The 24,899-nt window shown below is 38.6% G+C and carries 28 protein-coding genes and 4 tRNA genes; 17 read left to right on the forward strand and 15 right to left on the reverse strand.

Annotation, left to right across the window (positions count from 1 at the left end; all coding sequences use genetic code 11):
* The 3 genes from HYU07_06565 to HYU07_06575 form a co-directional block, all read right to left on the reverse strand.
* On the reverse strand, positions 1–413 hold a 413-nt coding region (locus HYU07_06565), incomplete at its 3' end, for a hypothetical protein (GenBank protein MBI2129868.1).
* A 7-nt stretch (positions 414–420) separates the two neighbouring features.
* Positions 421–1,299: a prolipoprotein diacylglyceryl transferase gene (gene lgt / locus HYU07_06570; GenBank protein MBI2129869.1), complete on the reverse strand. Its 879-nt coding sequence runs from the start codon at positions 1,297–1,299 to the stop codon at positions 421–423.
* Positions 1,299–2,084 (reverse strand): hypothetical protein, encoded by a 786-nt coding sequence (locus tag HYU07_06575; protein MBI2129870.1) that lies wholly within the window; start codon positions 2,082–2,084, stop codon positions 1,299–1,301. Before HYU07_06575 ends, lgt begins: the two co-directional genes overlap by 1 nt.
* 55 nt (positions 2,085–2,139) lie before the next feature.
* Between HYU07_06575 and HYU07_06580 the strand changes: the two genes are divergently transcribed.
* On the forward strand, positions 2,140–2,598 hold the full coding sequence (locus tag HYU07_06580) for a glycerol-3-phosphate acyltransferase (GenBank protein MBI2129871.1): 459 nt from the start codon (positions 2,140–2,142) through the stop codon (positions 2,596–2,598).
* Between the two features lie 19 nt (positions 2,599–2,617).
* Positions 2,618–3,274, forward strand: a complete 657-nt coding sequence (locus HYU07_06585; protein ID MBI2129872.1) for an endonuclease V — start codon at positions 2,618–2,620, stop codon at positions 3,272–3,274.
* Positions 3,275–3,283: 9 nt separating this feature from the next.
* Here the strand turns inward: HYU07_06585 and HYU07_06590 are convergent, their stop codons facing one another.
* From HYU07_06590 to HYU07_06600, 3 genes are read right to left on the reverse strand one after another with little or no spacing between them, the layout of a single operon-like run.
* Positions 3,284–3,505 (reverse strand): hypothetical protein, encoded by a 222-nt coding sequence (locus HYU07_06590; protein ID MBI2129873.1) that lies wholly within the window; start codon positions 3,503–3,505, stop codon positions 3,284–3,286.
* Positions 3,506–3,529: 24 nt separating this feature from the next.
* Entirely contained in the window at positions 3,530–3,955 is a 426-nt protein-coding gene (locus tag HYU07_06595; GenBank protein ID MBI2129874.1) for an NUDIX domain-containing protein, read from the reverse strand.
* Entirely contained in the window at positions 3,948–4,772 is an 825-nt protein-coding gene (locus tag HYU07_06600) for a hypothetical protein (GenBank protein MBI2129875.1), read from the reverse strand. The genes HYU07_06595 and HYU07_06600 overlap by 8 nt, the downstream gene beginning before the upstream one ends.
* Positions 4,773–4,932: 160 nt before the next feature.
* On the opposite strand from HYU07_06600, the gene HYU07_06605 reads away from it, so the two are divergent.
* The 4 genes from HYU07_06605 to HYU07_06620 all read left to right on the forward strand — a co-directional run bounded on the left by HYU07_06605 (position 4,933) and on the right by HYU07_06620 (position 5,714).
* Positions 4,933–5,244: a hypothetical protein gene (locus tag HYU07_06605; protein ID MBI2129876.1), complete on the forward strand. Its 312-nt coding sequence runs from the start codon at positions 4,933–4,935 to the stop codon at positions 5,242–5,244.
* 115 nt (positions 5,245–5,359) lie between these two features.
* Positions 5,360–5,490: transfer RNA gene (locus HYU07_06610), tRNA-Ser, on the forward strand.
* A 3-nt stretch (positions 5,491–5,493) separates the two neighbouring features.
* Positions 5,494–5,568, forward strand: a tRNA-Glu gene (locus HYU07_06615).
* 46 nt (positions 5,569–5,614) lie between these two features.
* A tRNA-Ser gene (locus HYU07_06620) sits at positions 5,615–5,714 on the forward strand.
* 339 nt (positions 5,715–6,053) lie between these two features.
* Here the strand turns inward: HYU07_06620 and HYU07_06625 are convergent.
* The 7 genes from HYU07_06625 to HYU07_06655 form a co-directional block, all read right to left on the reverse strand.
* Positions 6,054–7,172 carry a KamA family radical SAM protein gene (locus tag HYU07_06625; protein MBI2129877.1) on the reverse strand — a complete coding sequence of 373 codons (1,119 nt, stop codon included), beginning with the start codon at positions 7,170–7,172 and terminating at the stop codon, positions 6,054–6,056.
* 284 nt (positions 7,173–7,456) lie between these two features.
* Positions 7,457–8,833, reverse strand: a complete 1,377-nt coding sequence (locus HYU07_06630; protein ID MBI2129878.1) for a hypothetical protein — start codon at positions 8,831–8,833, stop codon at positions 7,457–7,459.
* Positions 8,833–10,167, reverse strand: coding sequence for a hypothetical protein (locus HYU07_06635; GenBank protein MBI2129879.1), 1,335 nt, complete (start codon positions 10,165–10,167; stop codon positions 8,833–8,835). Before HYU07_06635 ends, HYU07_06630 begins: the two co-directional genes overlap by 1 nt.
* Positions 10,164–11,222: a D-alanine--D-alanine ligase gene (locus tag HYU07_06640; protein MBI2129880.1), complete on the reverse strand. Its 1,059-nt coding sequence runs from the start codon at positions 11,220–11,222 to the stop codon at positions 10,164–10,166. Before HYU07_06640 ends, HYU07_06635 begins: the two co-directional genes overlap by 4 nt.
* Entirely contained in the window at positions 11,219–12,253 is a 1,035-nt protein-coding gene (locus HYU07_06645) for an ATP-grasp domain-containing protein (GenBank protein MBI2129881.1), read from the reverse strand. The genes HYU07_06640 and HYU07_06645 overlap by 4 nt, the downstream gene beginning before the upstream one ends.
* Before the next feature lie 112 nt (positions 12,254–12,365).
* Positions 12,366–13,172 (reverse strand): metallophosphoesterase family protein, encoded by an 807-nt coding sequence (locus HYU07_06650; protein MBI2129882.1) that lies wholly within the window; start codon positions 13,170–13,172, stop codon positions 12,366–12,368.
* Positions 13,169–14,113 (reverse strand): AbrB/MazE/SpoVT family DNA-binding domain-containing protein, encoded by a 945-nt coding sequence (locus HYU07_06655; GenBank protein MBI2129883.1) that lies wholly within the window; start codon positions 14,111–14,113, stop codon positions 13,169–13,171. The genes HYU07_06650 and HYU07_06655 overlap by 4 nt, the downstream gene beginning before the upstream one ends.
* A gap of 157 nt (positions 14,114–14,270) precedes the next feature.
* Between HYU07_06655 and HYU07_06660 the strand changes: the two genes are divergently transcribed.
* From HYU07_06660 to HYU07_06675, 4 genes are all read left to right on the forward strand, one after another.
* Positions 14,271–14,420 (forward strand): hypothetical protein, encoded by a 150-nt coding sequence (locus HYU07_06660; GenBank protein ID MBI2129884.1) that lies wholly within the window; start codon positions 14,271–14,273, stop codon positions 14,418–14,420.
* 18 nt (positions 14,421–14,438) lie between these two features.
* Entirely contained in the window at positions 14,439–14,663 is a 225-nt protein-coding gene (locus HYU07_06665) for a hypothetical protein (protein MBI2129885.1), read from the forward strand.
* 145 nt (positions 14,664–14,808) lie between these two features.
* Positions 14,809–17,973 carry a DNA topoisomerase (ATP-hydrolyzing) subunit B gene (gyrB, locus tag HYU07_06670; GenBank protein MBI2129886.1) on the forward strand — a complete coding sequence of 1,055 codons (3,165 nt, stop codon included), beginning with the start codon at positions 14,809–14,811 and terminating at the stop codon, positions 17,971–17,973.
* Between the two features lie 40 nt (positions 17,974–18,013).
* Positions 18,014–18,493 (forward strand): tryptophan-rich sensory protein, encoded by a 480-nt coding sequence (locus tag HYU07_06675; GenBank protein ID MBI2129887.1) that lies wholly within the window; start codon positions 18,014–18,016, stop codon positions 18,491–18,493.
* 142 nt (positions 18,494–18,635) lie between these two features.
* On the opposite strand, the gene HYU07_06680 is transcribed toward HYU07_06675, so the two are convergent.
* A complete protein-coding gene (locus tag HYU07_06680) occupies positions 18,636–19,253 on the reverse strand; it encodes a hypothetical protein (GenBank protein MBI2129888.1) in 618 nt (205 codons plus the stop codon).
* Positions 19,254–19,399: 146 nt separating this feature from the next.
* On the opposite strand from HYU07_06680, the gene HYU07_06685 reads away from it, so the two are divergent.
* Positions 19,400–19,474: transfer RNA gene (locus HYU07_06685), tRNA-Lys, on the forward strand.
* Between the two features lie 327 nt (positions 19,475–19,801).
* Positions 19,802–21,115, forward strand: coding sequence for a lysine-sensitive aspartokinase 3 (gene lysC / locus HYU07_06690; protein ID MBI2129889.1), 1,314 nt, complete (start codon positions 19,802–19,804; stop codon positions 21,113–21,115).
* Between the two features lie 154 nt (positions 21,116–21,269).
* Here the strand turns inward: lysC and HYU07_06695 are convergent, their stop codons facing one another.
* Entirely contained in the window at positions 21,270–21,776 is a 507-nt protein-coding gene (locus HYU07_06695) for a hypothetical protein (GenBank protein MBI2129890.1), read from the reverse strand.
* A gap of 200 nt (positions 21,777–21,976) precedes the next feature.
* Between HYU07_06695 and HYU07_06700 the strand changes: the two genes are divergently transcribed.
* From HYU07_06700 to HYU07_06720, 5 genes are all read left to right on the forward strand, one after another.
* Positions 21,977–22,378 (forward strand): Lrp/AsnC family transcriptional regulator, encoded by a 402-nt coding sequence (locus HYU07_06700; protein MBI2129891.1) that lies wholly within the window; start codon positions 21,977–21,979, stop codon positions 22,376–22,378.
* 53 nt (positions 22,379–22,431) lie between these two features.
* Entirely contained in the window at positions 22,432–23,181 is a 750-nt protein-coding gene (gene dapB, locus HYU07_06705) for a 4-hydroxy-tetrahydrodipicolinate reductase (GenBank protein MBI2129892.1), read from the forward strand.
* An 8-nt stretch (positions 23,182–23,189) separates the two neighbouring features.
* Positions 23,190–23,549 carry a hypothetical protein gene (locus HYU07_06710; GenBank protein ID MBI2129893.1) on the forward strand — a complete coding sequence of 120 codons (360 nt, stop codon included), beginning with the start codon at positions 23,190–23,192 and terminating at the stop codon, positions 23,547–23,549.
* Positions 23,550–23,554: 5 nt separating this feature from the next.
* Positions 23,555–24,439 carry a 4-hydroxy-tetrahydrodipicolinate synthase gene (locus HYU07_06715; protein MBI2129894.1) on the forward strand — a complete coding sequence of 295 codons (885 nt, stop codon included), beginning with the start codon at positions 23,555–23,557 and terminating at the stop codon, positions 24,437–24,439.
* A gap of 16 nt (positions 24,440–24,455) precedes the next feature.
* On the forward strand, positions 24,456–24,899 hold a 444-nt coding region (locus HYU07_06720), incomplete at its 3' end, for an aspartate-semialdehyde dehydrogenase (protein ID MBI2129895.1).

Consider the following 24,899-nt stretch of genomic DNA (forward strand, 5'->3'; position numbering starts at 1 on the left):
CCGCTCGCTGCATGAGTGAATACAACGCCTGGCTTTGGTCCGCTATTACCACACGTCAAATTTATAGGAGTATCTTTTGGAAAATGGGAAAGCAAGGAGATAAGTCCCAATTGCGGAAATGCCCATGTATCAGGGACGCATATTAAAACATTTACCCCTTCTCTTTTAAATTGATTGGCAACTATGTCAGCCTGTCTTTCGCCATCAACCAGAATGGGCGTCCAGACAACCTTTACAGGAACTCCATCAACAATTTTTACAGAATTAGCAACTACCTCTGCTGCTATCTCAACAATATTTGCAGCCCTTTCTCTTGAGGTCTTATCAATCCGAGGGTCACAGGTTGCAAAGACTCCAAAAACAGGGCCTTTTACTTTAGCATCTCCCTTCAAAGGTAATTTTTTTGCCTCCATTTCTTACTCACCCTTTCTTTATCTTCTTTTCCCACGCTAAAATACTATTTAACAAATCCTTCCTCTCCCCGCGCCATGTGACGTCCTCAGCCGGAATCTTAATCCTGTCTCTAATGTCCCGCGGGTCTGTCCCCTCAAAAGCGCCTACGCCTAAGATGTCACTTGAGAAACTCGTCGGCTCATTCAATAAGAGCCTCTTCACCTCTCCAGGATATACCCTTCTGAAGAATTCCATAAAGAATCTTAAAACTGAGTACATGACCACAAAAAGCCAGAATAAAAATCCGCTTGGCAGCTTTTTTCCTTTTGTTTTGAGAGCATAAACAAACCACAATACAAAAAACATAAATAAATTTTTAACTGCCTCATAAATCTGCGACGGGTGCCTGCAGCCCTCAAAATTCTGGAATTTGACGCACCATGGAACATTCGCTATTCTGCCGACTAGCTCGCCATTGATGAAGTTTGCGATTCTGCCCAAAAACAAGCCAAGCGCAAGTGGAATGACTGCAATATCTGCAATTTCGTAGAAGCTTATTTTTTTCTTTCTGCAGAATAAAAATCCCGCGATTATTGCTCCGACTAATCCGCCGTGAAAGCTCAGGCCGCCGTGCCAGACAGCAGGAATCATAAAAGGGTTGCTGATGAAATAGGCAGGATCATAAAAGATAACGTAAAAGATCCTTGCTCCTATAACTGTTCCGATCAGAAGGTAAAAAACAAAATCAGCAGCATCGTCCTTTGTTATTTTTAATTTGCCTTTTTTTGCCAGATGATAGATCATAAAATAAGCAATTATGAAGCTGAGAGCATAGATGATGCCGTAATACCTCACTTCAAGGCTGCCGAGCCTGAAAAGAACAGGATCAATGCTGTTGTAAAACATTACGCACCTTTATTTTTGCTTTTAACTATGAGATAAAAATAAATCCTGTTGAATGCGTTTATCAGATAAAAGACAACTATTGTAACTATCGAGAATATTGCATTGTATATTGCATTGTAGGACATTGGAACAGGCTTTGAGAAAAGCGTGTATTTCAGGATAAGGCCGATTATTGCATAAATTATAAAGTAAGCCAATAAAAATAAAACCGAACTTAAAAACACAGGGATATAAGATTTGATTTTCTTAAATGTAAAACGAAGGGCGGCAGAAACAGGCCTTTTTCCGCTTGCAAAAAAAGAATGGCACAGGTTAAGGAAAGAATACGCGAAGAATATGAATAAAATCAATGCAATCCTTAAGATAAGCTTTTGGTAGCTTTCGACAATGAGAAAAGGGATAACTGAGGAAAGAATGAAGAATGTAAAGCCGAAAAGAAAAAAGACAATTACATTGACAAGATAGAATTTTCCAAATCTGCCGAAATTAAGTTCAGATTTTTCAAACATTGAGCTTATAAAATGCAGAACAGAATATTTGAAAAATGAGTAAAGCGCTGCAAAAATCAAAAAATAGACTGCCATATATGCTAAAGCATAAATTGGAAGAATAACCCTGCCTTCGGAAAAAACACCAACGATCTTGTTTGCGGAATAAATGCTCAGCAGAAACATCGCATCAAAAAGAAGCATGTAAAAGAACAAAGAGGGCGCTGATTTTATTTTTCTGAAAACTTCCAAAAATAAAGTTTTCTTCAGTTTAGCTATAAAACCGCCCTTTTTCATCTTAAAACTGCTGAAAATAGAAGTATTTAAATATTTCCTTTATTATTATTGCGCCATGCTGACTGAAATGATCTTTACAGTGCTATCTTATTTAATAGGCGCTGTCTCGCCAAGCTATTTCGCTGCAAAAACATTTGCCGGCATCGACATAAGGAGATACGGCAATAAAACAGCAGGCGCTCTGAATACTTATGAAGTGATTGGATTTATGCCTGCGATTACTGTTGCAATACTTGACGCGGGAAAGGCATTTTTTGTAGTTGTACTCTCAGTTTACCTTGGCTTCAACATCTATTATCTTTTTTTAATCGGGCTTGCAGCAATAATGGGCAATATATTCCCCTTTTATCTTGATTTCGAAGGCGGCCATGGCCTGGCAACAACAGCGGGAGTTGCGCTGGCATCATTGTTTTTGTTCGGAAGAGAAAGGGCTTCGTATGCTGTGATACTTATTGCAGCACTCATTCTTTCATACATCATAACAAGGAACGTTATAAAGCGGGTAAAGGGCTAGCGAAGTTCAGTTTTACATCATGCCAGCAATTTTTGCCATGCCCCAGAGCGCGACTATGGATATAAACAAGTTAAAAGAGGAGCAGACAAGGCTTTCTAAAAAGATTGTTCTGAAGGATGAATTTGAGAAAATAGAGAAAATTGCCGGCTGCGATATAGCGCAGAGAGGTGATGAGCTTATTGCGGCGATTGTTGTATGCGAGTATAAAACATTGAATGTGCTGGAAAAGCAATGTGTGATTAAAACTGCAACGATGCCATATATTCCTGAATTTCTTGGCTTCAGGGAATGCCCTGCTCTGATCGAGTGCTACAGCAAATTAACAACTGAACCGGATATTTTTATTTTTGACGGGAATGGAATTCTTCATCCGAGAAGATTTGGTGCGGCATCCCAGTTCGGGCTTTCAATTGATAAGCCGACAATAGGGGTTGCTAAATCGCTGCTTTGCGGCGAATTAAGGGGAGATGATATCTTTATTGATAACGAAAAAGCTGCCTTTGAATTAAAAACAAAGAAATTCTCAAAGCCAATATATATAAGCCCCGGCCATAATATAACATTGAAGACAGCTGTGGAGATCGTAAAGAATCTTATGAAGCTGCCGCACAAGCTGCCGGAGCCATTGCATCTGGCGCACAGGTATGCTGAAAAGATGAAAGAAAAGAAAATGTAACAAAAGCTGTTAATTTCCCAACCGCAATAACCTCTTCTCAAAATCTGTTGGCTTTATGCGCCTTTCTTTAAGAAGCGCTATTCTATCGCAAATCCTTCTATACATGTCTCTCGCTTGCATTATGATATAGGATCTTAAAAACTGCACTGCATTAATCTCCCTGCCTTGATAAGCTTCAACTAGATCAAACCTTGTTCTATACAGTGAATAAATCAACTCATCCCCTGCCATAAAGGATATTAAAGCAGGCTCTATTTAAATAAATTTTGTTTTTGAAATCAAAAACTCATTCGCCTTCTTTAGAATCTCCTTTGAATTTTTAAAAGTAACTTTCGCCAGAGCATCAGCAAAATTCAGCCATTCATAGCCAATATGCTCAAAAGATATCTTTACTTCTTTTTGTTTTGTTTCAATAAGATAGAAAACAACCTCTTTGGAGATCAGCCTGCCCTCTCTTCTGTAAAAATACTTTATTCTTTCCTTAAATCCTTCTGCAAAACTTATTTCCGCTATGCCTGTTTCTTCTTTTATCTCCCTTGCTGCAGTTTCTTTCTCCTCTTCGCCTTTTTCAATATTGCCTTTTGGAAAGTCCCAGTGGCCTGCCCTGTACTGCAGTAGAAGGTATTTTGTTTCTCCATCTTTTCTGAAGACTACAGCTCCGGCTGATGTTTCATCAGGCATTTTTCACTTTATCTGTTTTATCGGCAATCAAACAAATAAATACCCTTGCCCAGCTTAATGCAGGGAGGAACAGTAAAAACCCTAAAACAACCATAAGAGCGTAATTTAGCTGCTGTGCTAAAATAAGAATGTAATTTATTATTAAAAATACAATGGCAATAACAATATACACCGGAACAAAGATCAAAAATTTTTTAAAACCTGATGCGAATGCGCGCTTAATTGCTCCTTTCTTCCCGATCAATGCGTAGCTTATGAAGGCGAAATAAGCGACTAAAACTGCAATAATCAGGGCTATAACCCCGGTATCCTGCTTTTTGCCGCTTAATATCAGGACTATGCCGATAATTCTTTCAAAAAGCAGCCCGAGATAAAAAATCGCGAACCACAAAATGTTTATTTTAAAAAAAGATTTCATAAAGCCAATGACCTCAAATTTGCCTCCTGTAAGTTTTCTGGCAATTCTCCAGTTCATGCCCTGGAATACGCAATAAACCAGATAAATAAAAATCATCAAAGCGAAAAACAAAAGCAGTATCGACTTTAAGCCCTGGCTGAATCCCTGCTGCAGCATCATTGCCTGGAACAGGTTTTTTCCCTCTGCAATTAGCTGGTTAATTGAATCTTTGCTGCTGCTGGCGATCTGCAGCAGAATGTTGGCCTTGTCTGTTATTATGTTGAAAATAGCAAGCGAAACAACGCCGTAAATGGCGAAGAACAATAGATCGAAAATAGCTGAAAATATGATGTATTTGGGATTATTCTTCAGAATATAAACTGATTTCAAAAACTGGCTTTTGATTATAGTTAAATTCATAACGCTTGATTAAAATGCCTTTTTATTTAAAGGTTATTGTTTTATGCCCGATTGTTTGCTTTAGCAAGATCATCTTTTGCTTATGACATAGCAGTGACGAGCCGTTAAAAAAAGAAATATTTATAAGTATTGGTTACATATTATTAAAATGGTGAGATAAATGAGTTCGGAAACTAATCTAGCCAGTAAAGTTGCTTTAACGAAAAGAATTAGAGATGAAGAAGGAGAAATTTTATTTGAAGGTATAATAAGAATTTTGGCAATAAATAGTTCGGGGGCATGGGAATCTTATGTTAACCAAGAAGGGATAGTAACGAGAAGGAAAGAGTTGATGAGGGGACCATTAACAGAAGAACAAATAATGGAAATCGCAGAATGCCATGAAATTAAATATCTGAAATGTCTCCCTAAAAGAAAGGAAAAATCAGCTCCATTATTCTATGTACAGAAGTCATTCTATCGCCTATATTGAAGTTTCTCGTTGTCTAGGCGAGGCACAGCGAGTAATAATCGACATAACACAAAATTAAAAATAAACTCAAAACAAGCAAAAATCTTATAAATAAAGTGAAATCTTTAGCTCTTATGCCGCGATGGCACAATCTGGTAAATGGCGAAGGCTATGCCTGAGCCTCGCTGACCAAATGCGCAGGACTGGAACATTTTCGAGAGATTCTGTTCCCGCAAGGGTTTCCCGGTTCAAATCCGGGTCGCGGCGTATGCCCCCATAGTGTAGCCCGGCCAAGCATATGGGCTTCTCGAGCCCGAGACACGGGTTCAAATCCCGTTGGGGGTATTTTTTTAGAAACCATTAAAAATAAAACCAATATCTTTCTTATTATGCCGCGATGGCACAACTCGGTACTGCGGTAGTCTCGAACTGATCAGCGCAAGAGAACTGCTGGCCGCAAGGCCTTCCCGGTTCAAATCCGGGTCGCGGCGTGTTTAATTTAAGGTAAGCAAATAAAAATATGCGCTTTAATGCATGTTATTCTAAAAAATCCAGCCAACCATGGTGCCTACGGACAAAACAAGTTTTGTCCTACTCGGGTTTCCCGCCAACTGGTTACGCTCAGTTGACACGCAAGGTGGAGCATGAAGCTCCACGCCACAACTGGCATCAAAAGTGATCTGGTCGTGGCATGAGGCTTTATGCCTCATATTTTTTTGCCAAGTTTTTGCTAAAAACTTGGGGAGCAACCCTTCCCTCGTCGGCACCATGACTGGATTTTTTATTGATATTGTTTAAGAAATTACCATTATATTCAAAACCAAACCTATTCAGCATCCATTCGGCTCGGTATAGATGTACTCCTTATCAGCATAGTTCCTTAGAACGATCTTCCCGTCAGCGTAAGAAACAACGTATTCTGGCAGTAAAGGTATCTTTCCGCCTCCGCCAGGCGCATCTATTATATACTGCGGAACTGCCAATCCTGATGTATGCCCTCTCAAAGCCTTTATTACATCAAGCCCTGCCTTGATCTTTGTCCTGAAATGCTCTGTCCCCTTGACCAAGTCTGCCTGATATATATAATAAGGCTTCACTCTCATCATCAGAAGCTTGTGCATCAGCTCTTTCATCACAGCAGGATCATCATTGATGCCTTTCATCAGTACGCTTTGGTTTCCAAGCGGAATCCCTGTGTCAGCAAGCATCTCGCATGCTGCTTTGCTTTCTTCTGTGATTTCAGAAGGATGGTTGAAATGCGTGTTAATGAAAAGCGGATGATATTTCTTAAGCATCTTGCAAAGCTCAGGCGTTATTCTCTGCGGCAGTGTGCATGGCACTCTTGTGCCAATTCTTATAATTTCTACATGAGAAATGGCTCTCACTTCTTTCAAAATCCATTCCAAATAGCTGTCTGAAAGCAGCAAAGGATCTCCTCCTGACAACAAAACATCCCTTATTTCCTTATGCTCTTTGATATACTCTATGCCTTTCATAATCTGCTCTTTTGTTATTCTTTTGAAAGGATCGCCGACTTTTCTTTTTCTTGTGCAGAACCTGCAGTAAGTTGCGCATTGGTTTGAGACAAGAAGCAAAACTCTGTCAGGATAGCGGTGCGTCAATCCTGGAACCGGGCTGTCCCTTTCCTCGCAGAGAGGATCTTCAGTCATGACTTCGCTGTTAACCAGTTCGTTCTTATCAGGTATGCACTGCTTCCAGATCGGGTCATCTTTTGACTTGATCAAGCTTAAGAAATAAGAATTCACCCTCATTGGGTATTTTTTAATAACTTCGTTCAGCTCCTGCGCATTTATCGGGCATTTGCATATTGCAGCCAGCTGATCAGCAGAGTTAATGCTGTTCTTCATTATCTCTTTCCACAAAGAAAACCCTTCAGTTTCCTGCTCCTTCACTAAAATTAGCTCCTGCCTTATCAACGACCTTGCCATCTTTCTCTTTTTTGATTAAATAATTAGACTAAGTTCACCTCACATAGAAATTAAATAAAATTTTATGTCTTGTGTTATTAAAATAAAAAGATCTTAATTTCATTGTTATGTCAGTTTTCCTCCTTGAAAACAATATTTTTATTAAAATATATTGTGAAAGAACTTATATTTAAATGTATTTATTTTTGAAATTTTACGACGAAAGAAATTCTTGATTTTTATGAATTTTTTCTTTAAAGGTTCTTTCAGGAAATCGAAAGAAAATCTCTCGACGAGAAAAAAAATCAGAACTTGCAGCCAAAATACCTTTCTTCAAATTTTTCTTTTTCTTTTCCAACAACAAATTTATTTTTTTCAGTCAGAATTATATACGGCGCTGTTGGCTTGATGAACCGCGATGCATATGAAAATACATAGTCTCCCTGGTTCAGCACTGCAATGATATCTCCTTTTTTGATATCTTCCCCAAAAAAAGAATAGCCCCATAAATCTGAAGGGTGGCAGAGAGGGCCGTATATTGTTTTTTTGCTGAGAATCAGGGATGGCGCATTTAAATTAACCAGCGGAGCAAAAGAATATTCTGAAAACCTGAAATCCCCCACCATATTTGCGCCGCCGTCAACTATAACGCCATTATTCTTTATTGAAATAACCTTTGTTAAAATCGTTGTGGAATGCATTGAAATAAATCTTCCAGGCTCTAAATAAACCTTTATTTTTGGGTTAAAGGCAAAAATGTATTTTTCAAAAGCAGCAGATATTTTTTTGCCAAAAGTATCCAGCGGCTCAACGTTTTCAACAATTATGCTGTGAAGATCAGCTTCTTCAGGATTAAGCATGCCCAACAGCTTTCCCTTGTCTGTCTCTTTCATCAGAATTGCATTTCCCTCAGGATAGAATCCTCCGCCTATGCTGACAAATTCAAGTTCTTGGATGTCTTTGGCTGAGAAATTATCTTTAAAGTGCTTTCCGATTATTCCTATATTCTCAACGTATTTGTCCGGATTGCAGTTCCAGCTGCAGTGAAAATGGAGGCCTCTCAGCTTCAATTGCGGATGCTCTTTTATTTTTTCAACTGCTTTGTCCAGCTCTTTCAGCTCAATTCCGAATTTAGACCATTCTTCCATGACAGAATCATGCGGGTTCAATCTTATGGAAATGCTTAGTTTGTTTTTTTTATTTTTATTCATTATTCTTATTAAATTGCCTAATTCATCAAAATTGTCTATGTTCAAAATGACTTTATCGCTGTTTTCTATTGCCAGCTTTAGCTCCTCATCCTCTTTTCCCGGGCCAGTAAAAATTATTTTGCCAAAGCCGAGCTTTAATGCGAGCTTCAGCTCAAACAGGCTTGCAACATCCGCATTATAACCTGTATTTTTTAAGGCATTTGCCAAAAAGGGCAAATCGTTGCATTTAAATGCGTAAAAAAATTCAGAATCAGGCAGATATTGCTTAAAAGTGTTCATGAAAAACAAAGCTCTTTTTTTTAATTTGGCTTCGTCAAGAAAATACTGCGGTGTGCCGAATTTTTCAGCGCTTTCAAGAAGAAAGTTTTTTTTATTTGCTGTTTCCTCGACATCGTTATGAAAAAAACTGCCGTCATTTACTTCAACCTTTTCTTCAAGGATTTTTTTTATGTTGTCTGGCGCTTTGGACATTATTGCCCCAATTCCTCTTTATATATCGAAATGACTTCAGCTTTAAGCTTATTTGGAATCGCAGGCGAAGGATGAACTCCGAAAAATTTCTTATAGAGCTCATCTTCCCTTTCTTTTGCTTCGTCTATGAACTCTTTCTTGAACTTTTCAACGAGATATGTATTGCTGCCTCTCTTTGACGCCAGATAAAAGGCGAATAATTGCTCGTCCCTCACTGCTTCAGGCTTTTCATATATTCTCTTAATGGCTTTGTTAAACAAGACGTATAAATTCCCGTATTCTTTACCAAAGAAATTTTTGTTGAAGGATATGCTTTTTATATCGCCGCCAACCGCAGAAGTATAGAGAAAAGTTCTTGCGCATGTCGAGCATTTATAGCACCACTTATTTTCCTGGTTCTCATAAGGATCGTGCGGGCAAGACATCTGGAGTTCCGCCAGGCGGGGGTATCTTTTATAGAGAATTTTGTATTCAGACAAGCAGTATAGCGGGTTAATCAGGCTTGCCACTCCGATTTTTTTTCCTGTAAACTGCATAAGGGCATTATTCTGGCCTTCAATGCATTCGCTGCTCTGCTCGTATGACGGGTAGCATTTAAAACCCTGTTCGTCTATGAAATAATCATTAAGATTGTGCTCATTCCCGAATAGAACTGTATTATGCCCGAAGCCGTAAGCGAACGGCAGAAGCATAAGCATATACCCGTTCATTGCATTGGATCCGTAAATGCCTTCTGAATTGATCGTATTTAGCGACTTATCGCATGCAATATTGTCTGTATTGTCCCTGAGTATGGAAACATCTTCATTGAATTTTTTTTTGAATTTGCCCATTATGCTTAATTTGTGCTTTAATTCCACCTTTCCGCAGTCCCTGACAAAAACAAGCTTTACCGGCAGCTTTATTTCTCTTGCAACTGCATATGAGAGAAGGCTGTCCTTTCCGAATGACATGCCCAGCACCGCGCCATCTTCTGTATCTGCATCCTCCTCAGGAATTGAAGCTTCATCTGAATTGAACCTGAATTCTGCATTTTTGAAATTTTCAATCATCTCCCTGACTGATAAATTATCCTCATGGGCGAATCTTGGAAAATCCTTTATTGCGCATTCGTCAAAAAAGCTTTTTAAGCGCGGCAGAGCGCTGTTGAAGGCAAATTCATCCTTCAAAAAAGCCGAATAAGAAGCCAGTTTCGCATAAGCAAGATTGCCTATTATGCTTTGCTTTGTTTTTAATTTCAGACCGGTCCAAATATTTTCAGGGTATGTGACTTTGTATCCTTTATTTGCATTTATTGCAATTCCTTTGCTCAATATCGCGCTGTTTATATTCATTCTGCCACAACTGCTCTTTTTATCCCATATCTTTCAGATGCATAATCTATGATTTTCCCGATTAAGAGGGGATATTCCAGGCCAGCTGCCTTTGCAGCCTTCGGAAACCAATAGCTCGGGTCTATCCCTGCAATAGGGTTCAATTCCAAGACATTAACTTTTCCTTTTTTATCAAGCCGCATGTCTATCCTGCACCAGTCCCTGCACCTTAATGCCCTGTACGCCTTTAGCGCAGTTTCCTTTAATTTCAACTCAAGCTCTTTCGGAATCTCAGCAGGGCAGATTGAAGCATAATCAACATAGTTTTTGCTGTTTGAAAAATTTTTATCAACAGACTTGATCAAAGGAATAACAGGCTCATCAACCTGGAAAAGAACAACCCTTTCGCTTTCTTTCAATTGCTCGCTGAATTTTACTTCAACTGGAGGGAATGTTATTGGATTGTCATTTCCTATTACGCCTACTGTGAATTCCCTTCCTGCAAGGAATTCCTCTGCCATGACCGGCCTGCTGTAAGTTTTAAAAAGATAAGCCAATTGTTTTTTAAGCTCAGCATCATTCCCGACAACAGAGCTTTTTGTGAGGCCCATTTTTGAGCCTTCATCTTTTAATTTCAGAATAACAGGATAAGCTATGTTTTCATTTAATTTCTCATTCTCGCCATTAAAAATCTGGAATTTCGGAGTTGCTATATTGTGGTGCAACAGGATTTCTTTCGTCCTAGCTTTGTTCAGGCAGATTGCCAGTGTTGATGGGGCAGAGCCTGTATAAGGGATGCCGAGCATTTCGCACATAAAAGGAATGTAGCTTTCCCTTGATTCGCCTGAAATACCTTCAGCAATGTTGAAAACCAGATCAATCTCATTTTTCTCGTTTTTCAGAAGCTCATAAGCATTTTCATCTGCTTCAATCAGGATAACGTCATGGCCGTTTTTTTCAATAGCTTCCTTTAAGGCATCAATTGTTTCTTTGCTGTCAAGCTCAGCTATTGCATCTACAGGCTTGTTTTTCAGTATTTTCTTCTTTATCTGATTGTATGCCAGGGCAATATTCATATGTTGTGCCTCTCTATCGCATTATCAACTATTGCGTTGATCAATTGACCATAACTCATTCCTGCTGCATATGCTGCCTTGGGCAGCCTTGAATTTTCCTTGGGGTCGGGCATGATGCCGGGCAATGCATTCACTTCCAAAACTTTTGGAATTCCTTTTTTATCGAGCCTTATGTCGATCCTGCACCAGTCCTTGCAGCCAATAGCATTGAAAGCATCTAATGAGATTTTTTTAATTTTGTCTTCTGTTTCCCTGTCAAGCTTCGCAGGGCATACCAGAGGATCGATCTTGCTGTTTGGATTGTCGTAAATCCATTTCACCTCATAAGAATCAATTTTCTTTATGTGCTTTGGCAGATAATCAAAAGTAATTTCAACAAGAGGGAGGACTTTTTGGCTTCCATTCTCAATTACCGAGGCTGTAAACTCTCTTCCTTCAATGAATTCCTCGGCAATTGCGGGCTGACTGTAATTTTTAATCAGCTCTTTTATTTTTAGTCTCAGCTCTTTTTCTGAATTCACGATATTATTGTTCCTGATTCCCTTGCTTGAGCCTTCTCTTAATGGCTTTATAATTAATGGGAAATTTAAATTTTCATTTAGTTCCTCATTTTCATCATTGAAGACCTGGAATTTTGGAGTCGGTATATTGCTGTAAGAAAGAATTTCTTTTGTCCTTGCCTTGTCCAATGTTATAGCGAGCGTTAAAGCGCTTGAAGCAGTATGCGGAATATTAAGCATCTCGCAGAATGCCGGAATGTGCGATTCTCTGGCATCTCCTCTTATTCCTTCAGCAATATTGAAGACAAGGCCTATTTTATTTTTCAAATCCTTTAGTTTTAAGAATGCATCTTCATCAGCCTCAACAAGAATTACGTCATTGCCTTTGCCTTCAATCGCATTTTTTATTGCATTGATCGTCTGCTCTGTATCAAACTCCGCATACAAATCTTCAGGCTCACCTTCTTTTGGGCTTCTTTTTTTGTTGTATGTTAAGGCGATTGTTAATTTCCTATTTTTTTCACGATTCATTTAAAATTATCCCCATCAAAATAAAAAATTTTATTGACATTTATTCCGACGATCATAATTATGATGGAACTTGTATATAAATTTAGTTATTTGTAAAAAATCAGACGATAAATCACCTGCCTTCATAAAGCCTTTCGGCAAGATAATCATCATTCATGATTTTTCTTATTTTGTCAGCAGCTTTATTAATGTCATACGGAACGCATTTAAGCTCTATTTCTTTTTCATCGCTGTTTTCGCTATTGTAAAGAATGCAGTATTTTGCATTAACTGATCCATCTCTTGGCTGGCCTACGCTTCCTGGATTGAATATGCACCTTTCGCTTTTTTCAAAAGCCAAAGATAAAATCTGCTCCATATTGACATTTTCTATATTTAAATCTTCAAACTTTAGAGTCAAGCCTTCATCAATTTTCTTGCAAACATATGCGCATGGCTTATGGGTATGCCCAATAAAGCACAGGTCTTCATCAAACTTTTCAAAAGCATATTTGCTTGTAGTGTAATAGACATAATTTTTATACGAATCTGGAGGAGAGCTATGGACAAAGCGAACTCCATCAATAACCATAAAGTCTTTAAGGTTTTTCAGATATTTTTTTGATTCTCTGGTGAGCAAATTTTTCGTTATTTTAAGAGCATTACGAGCATGGTCATTAAAATCCATATACGATTTAAAATCCGTGAATGATTCTTCATGAACTATGGCAGAATCATGGTTTCCCCTGACAGACTTTATTTTATATTTTTTGAACAACTCAATGACTTCATTCGGAGATGCGCCGTAGCCGACTATGTCACCCAAGCAGTATATATCTTTTATTCCGTGCTTGTCTATGTCTTCCAAGACGGATTCCAGAGCTTCCAGATTTGAGTGAACATCTGATATTACTGCAATTGCATTGTTTTTTGGCATCATGTGTAAACTATTCTCCCAATATTATGGGTTGCGGCAGCCATGAACTTGAATTTCTCAATCACAGTCGGCACGTATTTTTTATTCCACATATGCTCATATAATTCATCGCACTGCTTTATGATCTCTGCCTTTCTGCGTGCCATTCTGTAAATAAGCTCTCTGTCATCTGTGTAATATGCCTTCATAGTATTAAGATACGTGTCCTCAACAAGAGAAAGCAGATCTATTAGGCTTTTTTTATCTGCATTGCTTAATCTTACAAGCGCAAGGTATCTTGCAGTCCTTTTTGCCTCATCAGCAATTTCTTCAAGCACATATGCTATTCTCCATGCATCAAGTATGGCTGCAGATGACATTTTAAAGTAATTCGAAGCCAGCGACGGGTTATTCAGCGCATATTTCAGAATCCTGAGCAGGAGGTAATAGAGGCGGTTGACATCATCATCGCGGTGCCTGATGTTTTCATAGCTGCTTTCGCTGATAACTGATTTTGAATCTGAAATCATGGCCCTCGTCATTATCTCCATTTTCCGGATGAGGTCTTTTACAGAAAGCTCTTTTGCATTCAGAAATGATTTTGTGATGATCTTTTCGGATGTCTGCTCGATTATTTCAAGCGCCACCAGGTCATGGATCAGGTCCCTTATCTGCTTTGCCCTTTTTTTCAGCTCTTTGCCTGTCAGCATTATGGTTGTGAAATTGTTTATATATGCCGGAACAAGCTCTCTCTTGATTTCTTTAATTGATTTTCCGTCAACATCTATTGTGATTTCTTTTGCATCACTCTCTTCTTTGATGCCAGGGTATAAGCTTATATCGCCATCTCTCTCCTCAATATATATGGGATCGCCTTTCTTAAGCTTGTTTTTCTGCACCCACGCTTTCGGCAGCGAGATTATGTATGAGTTCTTTCCGAATCCGATTAATTTCCTGAATTCCATAGCTTACACTCCCCTCTTTTACCGTAAGTTTTACAGAACCGCATATAGCCGTTATATGGTATATATGGTATATAGAATAAGTATATATATTTAATTGTTTTAGAGTATACAGGTCAAAAAGGGGGTCAAACATCAGTTTAACTTGGGAGGCGAAGCCATGAAAGATGATAAAGATGAGGAATTTGAAGATGACGAATTTGTTTATAGTGATGACGAAAGGGAAGAATTGGTTGAAAATGATGAAATAAGCTCATGGGAAGCTGCGTTTATAAAGGGATGGAAAGAAGCCATAAAGACCGCTGAATAAGCGATATTAAGGTTTTGAATGAAAGCACATTACGAAGGGCTTCCTGTAAGGGAATTTGAAGGAACTGCTTATTATAGAAAACATGATGAATGGTGGAGATGCTCTAATAATTATCGTGCAACAATTAATGCCGCCAGTAATCTTGAGTTTTTTTACCAGAAAGAGCTGGAAGAAAAGGTTGTTAAGATAACTCTTGTAAAGCCAAAAAGCAAAACAATAGACAAACTGTTGAAAGTGGCTTAGTTTTCTTTATCCAAAACACCAAAATTCTGCCAATTTAAGCCTTATCTCGCCATTCTACAAACGATAGATTTATAAGCTAATGCGATTTCTTTTTTATTGGATTTTAACTAATTTTTTAGACGATAAAAATAAAAACCTGATCAAAATGCCGGAAGAAAGCTACGAAGCCAAAGACATAACTGTACTGGGCAATGTTGAAGCAGTCAGGAAAAGGCCAAGCATGTACATTGGCTCTACCTCAAGCAGAGGACTGCATCATCTGATCAATGAGGTTGTTGACAATTCTGTGGATGAAGCCCTTGTCGGGCATTGCACTTTGATAAAAGTTACTATTCATGCTGATAATAGAATAAGTGTTATTGACAACGGCAGAGGAATTCCAGTTGACATCCATCCAAAGTTCAATGTCAGCGCGCTGCAGATTGTCATGACGAAGCTGCACGCCGGCGGCAAGTTCGAGAAAGGAGCTTATAAGGTTAGTGGCGGCCGGCATGGTGTCGGTGTATCTGTTGTTAATGCGGAGGTTTACAGGGATGGCAAGATATACACCCAGACTTACAATAAGGGCAAGGAGATAAATGAAGTGTATGTTGTAGGGGGCACATCAGAAAGAGGGACAAAAATAACCTTTTTAGCCGATAAAGAGATTTTTACGGATATAATCTATGATTATGATGTTGTTGCAACAAGGCTTAGAGAGCTGGCTTTTTTGAACAAGGGATTAAAGATTGTTTTAAATGACGAAAGAACCAGCAAGCAGGAGATATTCTGCTACGAAGGCGGCATTATGGAGTTTGTCAAATATATCAACCAGAACAAGGCAGCGCTGCATGATGTTATCTATTTCAGCGGAGAAAAGAACGGCACAAAGCTCGAGATAGCAATGCAGTACAACAACAGCTATAATGAGCAGGTATTCTCTTTTGTCAACGACATCAATACGCATGAAGGCGGAACTCATTTGATCGGATTCAAGACAGCATTGACAAGGGTGATGAATAATTTCGGTGAGAAATTCGGGCTTTTAAAAGATATAAAGCTTGAAAGCGATGACGCAAGGGAAGGACTTGCAGCGGTTATCGCATTAAAAATAGCAGAGCCGCAGTTTGAAGGCCAAACAAAGACAAAGCTCGGCAATTCTGAGGTAAAAGGAATAGTTGATTCTTTGGTTACAACATCGCTTGGCAATTATCTTGAAGAACATCCGACAGTTGCAAAAGCAATAATTGAAAAATCTGTTTTAGCTGCTCAGGCAAGAGAGGCTGCAAGAAAAGCACGTGAGCTGGCTAGAAGAAAAAGCGCGCTTGATTCCGGATCATTGCCAGGCAAGCTGGCTGACTGCTCTAATCGCGACCCTGCGCAATGCGAGGTATATATTGTGGAAGGCGACAGTGCTGGAGGTTGTTTTTCAGGAGATGCAAAAATAGCACTAACTGATGATAGAAATATTTCTTTTAAAGAATTGGTTGAGGAGAACGCACAAGGAAAGGAGCATTATTGTTATACAATTATGGATGATGGCAGAATCGGGGTACAAAAAATTGAAAATCCTAGAAAAACAAAAATAAATGCAGAAGTTATCAGGATATTGCTTGACAACGATGAAGAAATAACCTGCACCCCCGACCACCTGTTTATGCTACGTGATGGAATATTCAAACACGCACATGAATTAAAAACATCTGATTCGCTAATGCCTTTCAAACGACAGCTTTCACACAAAGGGAAACGGATAACAATTGAAGGCTATGAGCTCGTATACAGCCCGAATGAGAACAGATGGATTTTTACGCATATGTTGGCAGACGAATATAATTTAAGGAATAAAGTATATACTGAAATGGAAGGATCACACCGGCATCATAAATATTTTGATAAGCTAAATAATGACCCGACAAATATTTGCAGGCTTACAAAAGAAGAGCATATGTCACTGCATTCTTTGTTAGCAAAAAAAATACTGAATACAAAAGAGGTCAGGGAAAAACTTCAGGCATTAAGGCAAACTCCTGAGTTCAGAGAAAAAATACGGCAAAAAATGCTGCTCATGCGAGATGAGTTAAGCAAACGTGCAAAGCTGCAGTGGGAAAATGGAGAGTATAAAAAGTACATGGTTGGGAAGTTTTTAGAATTTTATAATTCAAATGAGGAGTACAGGAAAAAATCTAAAGAAAATTTAAATAAAATGCAGCAGGAATACTGGTCTTCAGCAGAAAACCGAGTAAAACAAGCTGAACGTGTTGATAAGTTCTTTAAAGAGCATCCTGAAGCTAAAAAAGCGCTTTCTGGAATGGCAAAGAAGCAATGGGTAAACCAACCTTTAATAGAATGGAGAAGAAATAAGACAAAAGAGCAGTGGACTCCTGATTTCAGGAAAAAACGCAGAATAGCTTATAATAAAACATATTATGAAAGCACTATAAAGGTTCTTAGACAAGTTTACGAAAAAGATAAAAACGTCAATTCAGAAGAATTTGAAAGATTAAGGAAGGAATTAAATGATAAAAATGTATTATCCTATCCGACTTTCCTTGAGCATTTTTTCCAGAACGATGAAGCAAGGCTTAAAGAAGCTGTTGCGGGATATAACCATAAAATAAAAGCAATTATTCCAGTACAGGAAAAAATAGACGTGTATGACATTGAAGTTCCTGGGACTCATAACTTTGCACTTGCATCAGGAGTGTTTGTCCATAATAGCGCAAAACAGGGAAGGAACAGGGAATTCCAGGCAATACTTCCTTTAAGAGGAAAGATCCTTAATGTTGAAAAAGCGAGAATGGACAAGATGCTGATCAATAATGAGATTATCACAATAATAAGCGCAATCGGCTGCGGAATAGGAGATGAATTTGACATTTCAAAAACAAGATACCATAAAATAATCATAATGACTGATGCAGATGTTGACGGCGCTCATATCAGGACATTGCTTTTGACTTTCTTTTACAGGTACATGCAGCCTTTGATTGAAGCAGGCTATGTTTATGTTGCCCAGCCGCCTTTGTACAGGGTGCAGAAAGGCAAGCAGGTCAACTGGGTTTACAATGACGAGAGGATGAACACTCTGCTTAATGAGATCGGAAAAGATGGAGTTGCAATACAAAGGTATAAGGGCCTTGGCGAGATGAATCCAAAGCAGCTCTGGGAAACAACAATGGATCCCGATGTCAGGATTTTGAAGCAGGTCACAATAGAAGATGCTGTTGAGGCAGACAGGATATTCTCGATCTTGATGGGTGAGGAAGTGGAGCCTAGGAGAAGGTTCATAGAAGAGCATGCAAGAGAAGTTGTTAATTTGGATGTTTGATGGCAATAATTTATATATGAGTTTCGATAAATAAGTATAAATGAAAATAAAAAATAACTATAAGTTAATATTTTCAATCATAATCTGCCAATTGGCCGGATTGATCGGATCATTCTTTACAGCGTCATCTGTTGACACATGGTATGCCGCATTAGAGAAGCCAGGCTTTAATCCGCCAAACTGGATCTTCGGGCCTGTGTGGGTTGCATTATTTCTTTTGATGGGCATTTCGCTGTATTTGGTGTGGGAGAAAGGGATCAAAGCAAAAGGTGCTAAGATCGCATTGATATTTTTTGGAATCCAGCTTTTGCTTAATATGGTGTGGTCAATTATCTTCTTCGGGTTAAGGTCTCCATTATATGCTTCAATAGAAATAATAATTTTGTGGCTGGCAATCCTGCTCACAATCATAAAGTTTTACAAGATCTCAAAGCCGGCAGCCTATCTTCTTGTTCCGTATATTCTGTGGGTGAGTTTTGCAGTTGCGCTTAATATTTCAATAGTTTTTATTAATATGTAATGCACACAGCAAAAATAAGGGGCTCATATTATGGGCAGCCTTCCTGCCAGTCCATTGTATCTTTTTTAATTAGTTCTTTCTTTTAGATTTTCTTTTGTTCCCAGTAGGCGAATGGAAAGGGATAAAAAGAGAAAACGCCCTTCTATGATCCGGTTGTGTAATTCATATCAAGTATTTTAATCTTCACTATGCCTTCCTTATCTTGTTCTTTTATTTTGTTTAGCAAGATAGATAGGTCATATTTTTTAAGTGAGTATCTATCATCCTCCCTATCTGCCTCTACCATTAAATGCACTTTTTTTTCTTCCGAGAATCTAAAATAGTAATCACCTATGTGAGGCAGTCCACCATTCAAAGGCATATCCAAAATGTCCTTATTTTTATGTTCTCCGAATACTCTACTCAACAATAATCTACCTATAGGATTGATATCATCTACCTGAATATAAAAACATTCGGCTGTTTTACCCACCTCCAGCCTTAATTTCAACAAAACATAAAATTGTTTTAAATATCCTTCAAGCTCAGATTTAGTTGTATTGTAATTAACTAACACTTCTTGGTGCTTACTGTCAATCCTATCAGAAAGTTCAGAAGATAAGTCTGTTCCTTTTAGACTTTCTTTTAAGTTCTTTAGTCTTCCTTGAGTTGATTCTTCCGATCTTAGATCTTGGGCTTTTTTATACAGATCCAGAAATTTTTTTAATTCTTCTTCACTTACTTCTTGAACATCTCTTGTACTGTCAGCCACATTTGTCATTCTTCAACCCTCTACTTTATTTACATTATAAAAGTATAGCTATATATAAATATTTCTATTTTTAAGTAGTGATGATCTGCAATCATTAGCTATTCTTATTTGCAATTAAAAATCTTTATAAATAAAGTGCATATTCTTTTATTATTGGGCCTATAGCTCAGCCTGGTTAGAGCGACTGACTCTTAATCAGTAGGTCGCGAGTTCGAATCTCGTTGGGCCCGCTATTGGAAGTTTAATGTCAATTTCTGTTTTCTGCACGCCACCACAATGGCGGCTTACGCACAAGCTCATTACATTCGCTTGTGCTACGAGCCACTCCGAAGGAGCCAACCCTCGGCTCGTCAGCGCCATGGTGGCGTGCGGCGAGGAGGGGTTGCTCCCTACGGGAAACCGAGCAGGACAAAATTTTGTTAAAAATTTTGACCGTCGCACCGCCACGAATGGCGCTGTAACTTATTTATTTTTACGATTACATTTTCTACGAACTTCGTAACTTTTTCAGTTAATTTTTTAAATGTGGAAGAATTACCATTCTCAATATGATCGTCATGAAGTTTGGGGGAACATCAGTCGGAAGCGCTGAGAGGATCAAAGCAGTGCAGGATATTGTGAAAAGCAGGTTAGATAGAGATCCGATTGTTGTTGTCAGCGCTGTCGGCGGCATTACGGATAAGCTGATCAATGCAGCAAATCTTGCATTCCAGAGCGGGGATTATTCTGCTGTTCTGAATGAGATCAGGGAAAAACATCATGCAATAATAAAAGAATTGGGGCTTGACAATTCTTTAGTGCAGGACAAGCTTGATGAATTTGAACGATTAATTGAAAGAATTGCTAAATATAAGGAAGTCACAACAGAGACAATGGATCTTGTGCAGTCTTTCGGCGAGAGGATGTCTGCCAGGATTGTTGCTGCACACATGACAAAGCAGGGCATGGAAGCAGAAGCGCATGATGCGTATGATGTAGGATTAATAACAAATGACAAGTTTGGCGGAGCAGAGCCATTGCCAGAATCAGAAGAGCAGATGAGAATGCATTTGTCAGATAAAAAAGCAATTCCGATTATAACGGGCTTCATAGGTAAAACAAGCAGCGGAGCAGTTACAACATTAGGCAGAGGCGGCTCTGATTACAGCGCTGCAATTATAGGAGCGGCATTGAATGCAGAAGAAATACAGATATGGACTGATGTGGATGGCATGATGACAACTGACCCGAAGATTGTGAAAGAAGCAAAAACCATTGAAAATATAAGCTTCAATGAGGCTGCTGAGCTTGCTTATTTCGGGGCAAAGGTCCTGCATCCAAAAACAATACTGCCTGCAATGAGAAAAAACATTCCGGTAAGGGTGCTGAACACTTATGAGCCTTCAAATGAGGGAACTTTGATTGTCAATGAGCCGTCAAGATCTGAAAAAATAGCAAAGGCGATTGCTATAAAAAAGAACATAACTGTCATAACAATAAATTCAACAAGGATGATTGATGCTTACGGATTTCTTGCAAAGATATTTGACATCTTCAGAAAGTACCACGTTGTTGTTGACATGGTCTCAACAAGCGAGGTAAGCGTTTCAGTAACAGTTGACAAAAAAGACAATCTGGATAAGGCGATAGGGGAGTTAAACAGGTTTGCAACTGTAAATGTTGAAGAAAATAAGGCGATTGTCTGCGTTGTAGGCGAAGGAATGCACCATATTCCAAATGTTGTCGGGCCGCTGTTCAGCGTTTTAGGAAGAAATAACATAAATATCGAGATGATCTCCCAGGGAGCATCTGAAATTAACACCGGCTTTGTTGTGAAGGCTGAAGACGCAGAGAATGCTGTCAGAGTATTGCATGAGGAGTATTTTGGGTAAAAGAAAGATTTAAATATATGTGGGCATTCTAATAGAATATGCAAAAAACAACGAATAGGTTAAAAGGAGAAGAATTGATTAAAGCTATAAAGGAAGCTCAAAAAGACCCGGAGTTTATTAAAGAAATAAACAAATTTATTAAAGTTACAACTAGTTAAAATTCGTATTTTACTCTCAGATCTGAATATTTCCAAAAGTTAGGGTGCCATGCTCCTTCTTTCAGTGTTATATGCCTATAGGCTTTCATAGCCGGCTTACTTAACATAGTTGTTGAATCATCAGAAACTACAACATCCAATTTATAGAAACTAGCACAGGCAACAATAGTAAAATCAACATCTATATTGGTTTCTTTCCAACTTCTTATTCCCCCGAATTCCCTATAGGCATTGTAGAATTTTAAAGCCAGCCTGTTAATTTGAATTGAATCCTTCAGGTACCTTCCTTTCGTTAACTCGTCATACAGGCCTAAAAGGAGGTTTCTTTTCCTTAATTTGCCTAGCCTTTCGTTCTTTGGCGTGTCTCTTAATTCTTTTCTTATTGGCTGAAAACCGTATATAACAAAATCTTTATCTTTTTCAATCTTTTCTCTTATTACATCTATCTCTTTCTCTTTGATTAATAAGCCATAAACATTAGTATCAAATATTACCCTTAACATTTGTGATTATAGTAAGTCCCCCGATTAATAAACTTTGCTAAACCGAGTAACAAACAGATTTCTCTTTTTCACAATTTTGAACAGAAAACTTTAATTGTTTTTCTGTTCACGGAATTGCACAGTGCATTTTTTCGTCTTTTTCTTACGTTTTTCGTACCAAAATCGAAACCTTTATATATGATTTCGTATTCCCGAGGCTTATGGATGCGGTGGATCACAGGATAATTCAGATGCTCAAGGAAGACGCAAGAATGCCTTTTCTGCAGATAGCCAAAAAGCTGAAAGTCAGCGAAGGCACAATAAGGAAAAGGGTTGCAAAGATGATCAATGAGGGCGTTATAAAAAAATTCACAGCTGTTTTGTCAGGCGAAGCCACTGTGATAATTGAAGTTTCAACGCATTCAGGAAGGCCGACGCAGCAGATCGCAAGGCAGATCAGAAAAATGAATGTTGACGAGATATATGAAGTTGCAGGCCGCTATTCGATATTTGTGACAGTCAAGAGAAACAGCCTTAATGAGGTGAATGACATTGTTGAGGCGATAAGGGCATTGCCCGGAGTCATACAGACAGAGACATTTCCGGTTTTGAAAGAGGATTAAAAGCATAAAGAATAAAAACAGCAAAAGCATACGCTATATTTGGGGGGTTAAAAATGAACATTGCGCTTATAGGATATGGGAAAATGGGAAACATCATTGAAAAAATTGCCAGAGCCAGGGGGCACACTATTAAGGCAATTGTTGATCCAAATATAAAAGGCAGCAACGTGCATAATGAAATAACAGAATCTGCCTTGAAAGATGTTGATGTATGCCTTGATTTCACGCATCCGTCTGTTGTTATAGAAAACATCAAAAAGGCTGCAAAGCTTGGCAAGAGCATTGTTGTCGGCACAACAGGATGGTATGATAAGCTGGAAGAAGTAAAAGATGTTGTTAAGAAATCAAATATTGGCCTGATATACAGCGGCAACTTTTCAATAGGAGTGAACATTTTTTTAAAAATAATAGAGAATGCTGCAAAGCTGATGAACAATGCCCCGGAATATGATATTTTTGCATACGAGCTGCACCACAGCCAGAAAGCAGATTCGCCAAGCGGAACAGCAAAGATGATCGGCGACATTTTGATAAAGAACATTGAAAGAAAAAATAAGATTGCAACAGAAAGGCTGGACAGAAAAATCAGCCCGGATGAAATACATTTTGCCAGCGTTAGAGGCGGAACAATACCGGGGACTCATGCAATAGGATTCGACAGCGCAGCAGACACAATTGAATTAACGCATACTGCAAGAAACAGGGAAGGATTTGCTTTAGGCGCTGTAATGGCTGCTGAGTTCATAAAAGGAAAAAAAGGGTTTTACGGGATTGATGATTTGATGAAAAACATAATGAAATAGGTGCAAAAATGTACTATCGAACTTTAATACCGGAGAATGCGGAAGTCAAAAAAGGAGATTTGGTATACAAACGAGGCAGAATCTTCAATAGCTATTATAGGATTGAACAGATAGTACCGGAAGAAAATACAACTGGGCTGGTATTAATGCATATGCCAAAGGTTATGGTGTTATGTCTTTTAGGTGGAGATATCATGGTGGTTACTCAACCATTTAATTTAAATGAAATCAAAGAATTAACTACATTAGAGGATATAGTTATTCCAACTCTTGGAAAAGAGCCTATGCTGATAAAACTTGCAAAAAGAATCGGCTATAGCAGAGGCAATGAATTTGATAAAAAAGAACTACAACAAACTGGAGGATGATGAAAATGTTTAAAGGAGTTTATACTGCGATAATCACTCCGTTCAAGGAGGATGAAAGCGTTGATGTAATTGCATTTAAAAGGCTGATAAATTTCAACATCGAGAAAGGAGTTGCGGGAATTGTGCCGTGCGGAACAACTGGCGAAAGCCCTACACTAGATCACAAAGAACATGATAAAGTAATAGAATTGGCTGTAAAGTATGCCAAAAAAAGAGTTACTGTAATAGCCGGCACAGGAAGCAATTCAACAAAGGAAGCAATAAGGCTTACAAAGCACGCTGAGGAAGCAGGAGCAGATGCCTGCTTATTAGTTAATCCGTATTACAACAAGCCGACGCAGGAAGGGCTGTACAGGCACTTCAAAGCTATAGCAGATGCTGTAAAGTTTCCGTGCATTGTTTACAATATAAAAGGAAGAACGGGTGTTAATTTAGAAACAGCAACATTAATCAGGCTGGCGAATGACTGCAAAAACATTGTTGGGGTCAAAGAAGCGTCTGGCGACCTTAACCAGATAAAAGAGGTTATAGCAAAAAGGCCAAGCGGATTTTCAGTTTTATCCGGCGATGATAATCTGACTTTTGAAGTGATAAAAGCAGGAGGAGACGGCGTGATTTCAGTTGCATCGAACATAATTCCTGACAGGGTTGTGAAGATGGCTGATCTTGCATTGAAAGGGAATTTCGAAGAGGCTGAAAAGCTAAACAATGAGTTAATGCCTTTTTTCAGCGCAATATTCATAGAAACAAACCCAATCCCGATAAAGGCGATGCTTGCAATGAAGGGAATGTGCAAGGAAGTTTATCGATTGCCAATGTGCGAGCTAAGCGCTGAGCATAGGGAAAAGGTAAAAGAAGTTTTGATTCAATACGGCATTCTAAAGAGCTAAAAGGGAGAAATGTGAAATGCAGAAAATTAAAGTAGGAATTTTAGGGGCAACTGGAGCAGTCGGGCAACGATTCATTGAATTGCTTGAGAATCATCCTTGGTTTGAAGTAGCTGCAGTCGCAGCTTCGCCAAGGTCCGCTGGCAGGAAATACTCAGAAGCAGTTGAAGGCAGGTGGTTCTCTAAAAAAGAAATTCCTGCTAATGCCAAAGACTTAATAGTCTCTGATGTTGCAAATATTGAAGGAATCAAAAATAAGGTTGATTTTGTATTCTCAGCTATAGAGGCGTCCAAGGATGAAATTAAAGCTTTTGAAGACAAATATGCAGAAAATGACATCCCTGTAGTATCTAATAATTCAGCACATCGCTGGACAAAGGATGTCCCGATGATTATGCCTGAGATTAACCCGCATCATCTTGATATGATCAAGATACAGCAAAAAAATCATGGCTGGAAAAAA

Source organism: Candidatus Woesearchaeota archaeon (assembly GCA_016180285.1).
In the GTDB taxonomy this organism is placed as follows: Archaea; Nanobdellota; Nanobdellia; order Woesearchaeales; family JACPBO01; genus JACPBO01.

What these genes read in the sequence shown, in the direction of transcription:
- HYU07_06675 (MBI2129887.1), top strand. Translation starts at nt 18,014, where the DNA reads ATGAAAATAAAAAATAACTATAAGTTAATATTTTCAATCATAATCTGC.
- HYU07_06580 (MBI2129871.1), top strand. Translation starts at nt 2,140, where the DNA reads ATGCTGACTGAAATGATCTTTACAGTGCTATCTTATTTAATAGGCGCT.
- HYU07_06660 (MBI2129884.1), top strand. Translation starts at nt 14,271, where the DNA reads ATGAAAGATGATAAAGATGAGGAATTTGAAGATGACGAATTTGTTTAT.
- HYU07_06635 (MBI2129879.1), bottom strand. Translation starts at nt 10,167, where the DNA reads ATGAATATAAACAGCGCGATATTGAGCAAAGGAATTGCAATAAATGCA.
- HYU07_06695 (MBI2129890.1), bottom strand. Translation starts at nt 21,776, where the DNA reads ATGTTAAGGGTAATATTTGATACTAATGTTTATGGCTTATTAATCAAA.
- lysC (MBI2129889.1), top strand. Translation starts at nt 19,802, where the DNA reads ATGAAGTTTGGGGGAACATCAGTCGGAAGCGCTGAGAGGATCAAAGCA.
- HYU07_06715 (MBI2129894.1), top strand. Translation starts at nt 23,555, where the DNA reads ATGTTTAAAGGAGTTTATACTGCGATAATCACTCCGTTCAAGGAGGAT.
- HYU07_06655 (MBI2129883.1), bottom strand. Translation starts at nt 14,113, where the DNA reads ATGGAATTCAGGAAATTAATCGGATTCGGAAAGAACTCATACATAATC.
- HYU07_06645 (MBI2129881.1), bottom strand. Translation starts at nt 12,253, where the DNA reads ATGAATCGTGAAAAAAATAGGAAATTAACAATCGCCTTAACATACAAC.
- dapB (MBI2129892.1), top strand. Translation starts at nt 22,432, where the DNA reads ATGAACATTGCGCTTATAGGATATGGGAAAATGGGAAACATCATTGAA.
- HYU07_06630 (MBI2129878.1), bottom strand. Translation starts at nt 8,833, where the DNA reads ATGTCCAAAGCGCCAGACAACATAAAAAAAATCCTTGAAGAAAAGGTT.
- HYU07_06575 (MBI2129870.1), bottom strand. Translation starts at nt 2,084, where the DNA reads ATGAAAAAGGGCGGTTTTATAGCTAAACTGAAGAAAACTTTATTTTTG.
- HYU07_06625 (MBI2129877.1), bottom strand. Translation starts at nt 7,172, where the DNA reads ATGGCAAGGTCGTTGATAAGGCAGGAGCTAATTTTAGTGAAGGAGCAG.
- HYU07_06605 (MBI2129876.1), top strand. Translation starts at nt 4,933, where the DNA reads ATGAGTTCGGAAACTAATCTAGCCAGTAAAGTTGCTTTAACGAAAAGA.
- HYU07_06650 (MBI2129882.1), bottom strand. Translation starts at nt 13,172, where the DNA reads ATGATGCCAAAAAACAATGCAATTGCAGTAATATCAGATGTTCACTCA.
- HYU07_06595 (MBI2129874.1), bottom strand. Translation starts at nt 3,955, where the DNA reads ATGCCTGATGAAACATCAGCCGGAGCTGTAGTCTTCAGAAAAGATGGA.
- gyrB (MBI2129886.1), top strand. Translation starts at nt 14,809, where the DNA reads ATGCCGGAAGAAAGCTACGAAGCCAAAGACATAACTGTACTGGGCAAT.
- HYU07_06585 (MBI2129872.1), top strand. Translation starts at nt 2,618, where the DNA reads ATGCCAGCAATTTTTGCCATGCCCCAGAGCGCGACTATGGATATAAAC.
- HYU07_06710 (MBI2129893.1), top strand. Translation starts at nt 23,190, where the DNA reads ATGTACTATCGAACTTTAATACCGGAGAATGCGGAAGTCAAAAAAGGA.
- HYU07_06590 (MBI2129873.1), bottom strand. Translation starts at nt 3,505, where the DNA reads ATGGCAGGGGATGAGTTGATTTATTCACTGTATAGAACAAGGTTTGAT.
- lgt (MBI2129869.1), bottom strand. Translation starts at nt 1,299, where the DNA reads ATGTTTTACAACAGCATTGATCCTGTTCTTTTCAGGCTCGGCAGCCTT.
- HYU07_06600 (MBI2129875.1), bottom strand. Translation starts at nt 4,772, where the DNA reads ATGAATTTAACTATAATCAAAAGCCAGTTTTTGAAATCAGTTTATATT.
- HYU07_06680 (MBI2129888.1), bottom strand. Translation starts at nt 19,253, where the DNA reads ATGACAAATGTGGCTGACAGTACAAGAGATGTTCAAGAAGTAAGTGAA.
- HYU07_06640 (MBI2129880.1), bottom strand. Translation starts at nt 11,222, where the DNA reads ATGAATATTGCCCTGGCATACAATCAGATAAAGAAGAAAATACTGAAA.
- HYU07_06700 (MBI2129891.1), top strand. Translation starts at nt 21,977, where the DNA reads ATGGATGCGGTGGATCACAGGATAATTCAGATGCTCAAGGAAGACGCA.
- HYU07_06665 (MBI2129885.1), top strand. Translation starts at nt 14,439, where the DNA reads ATGAAAGCACATTACGAAGGGCTTCCTGTAAGGGAATTTGAAGGAACT.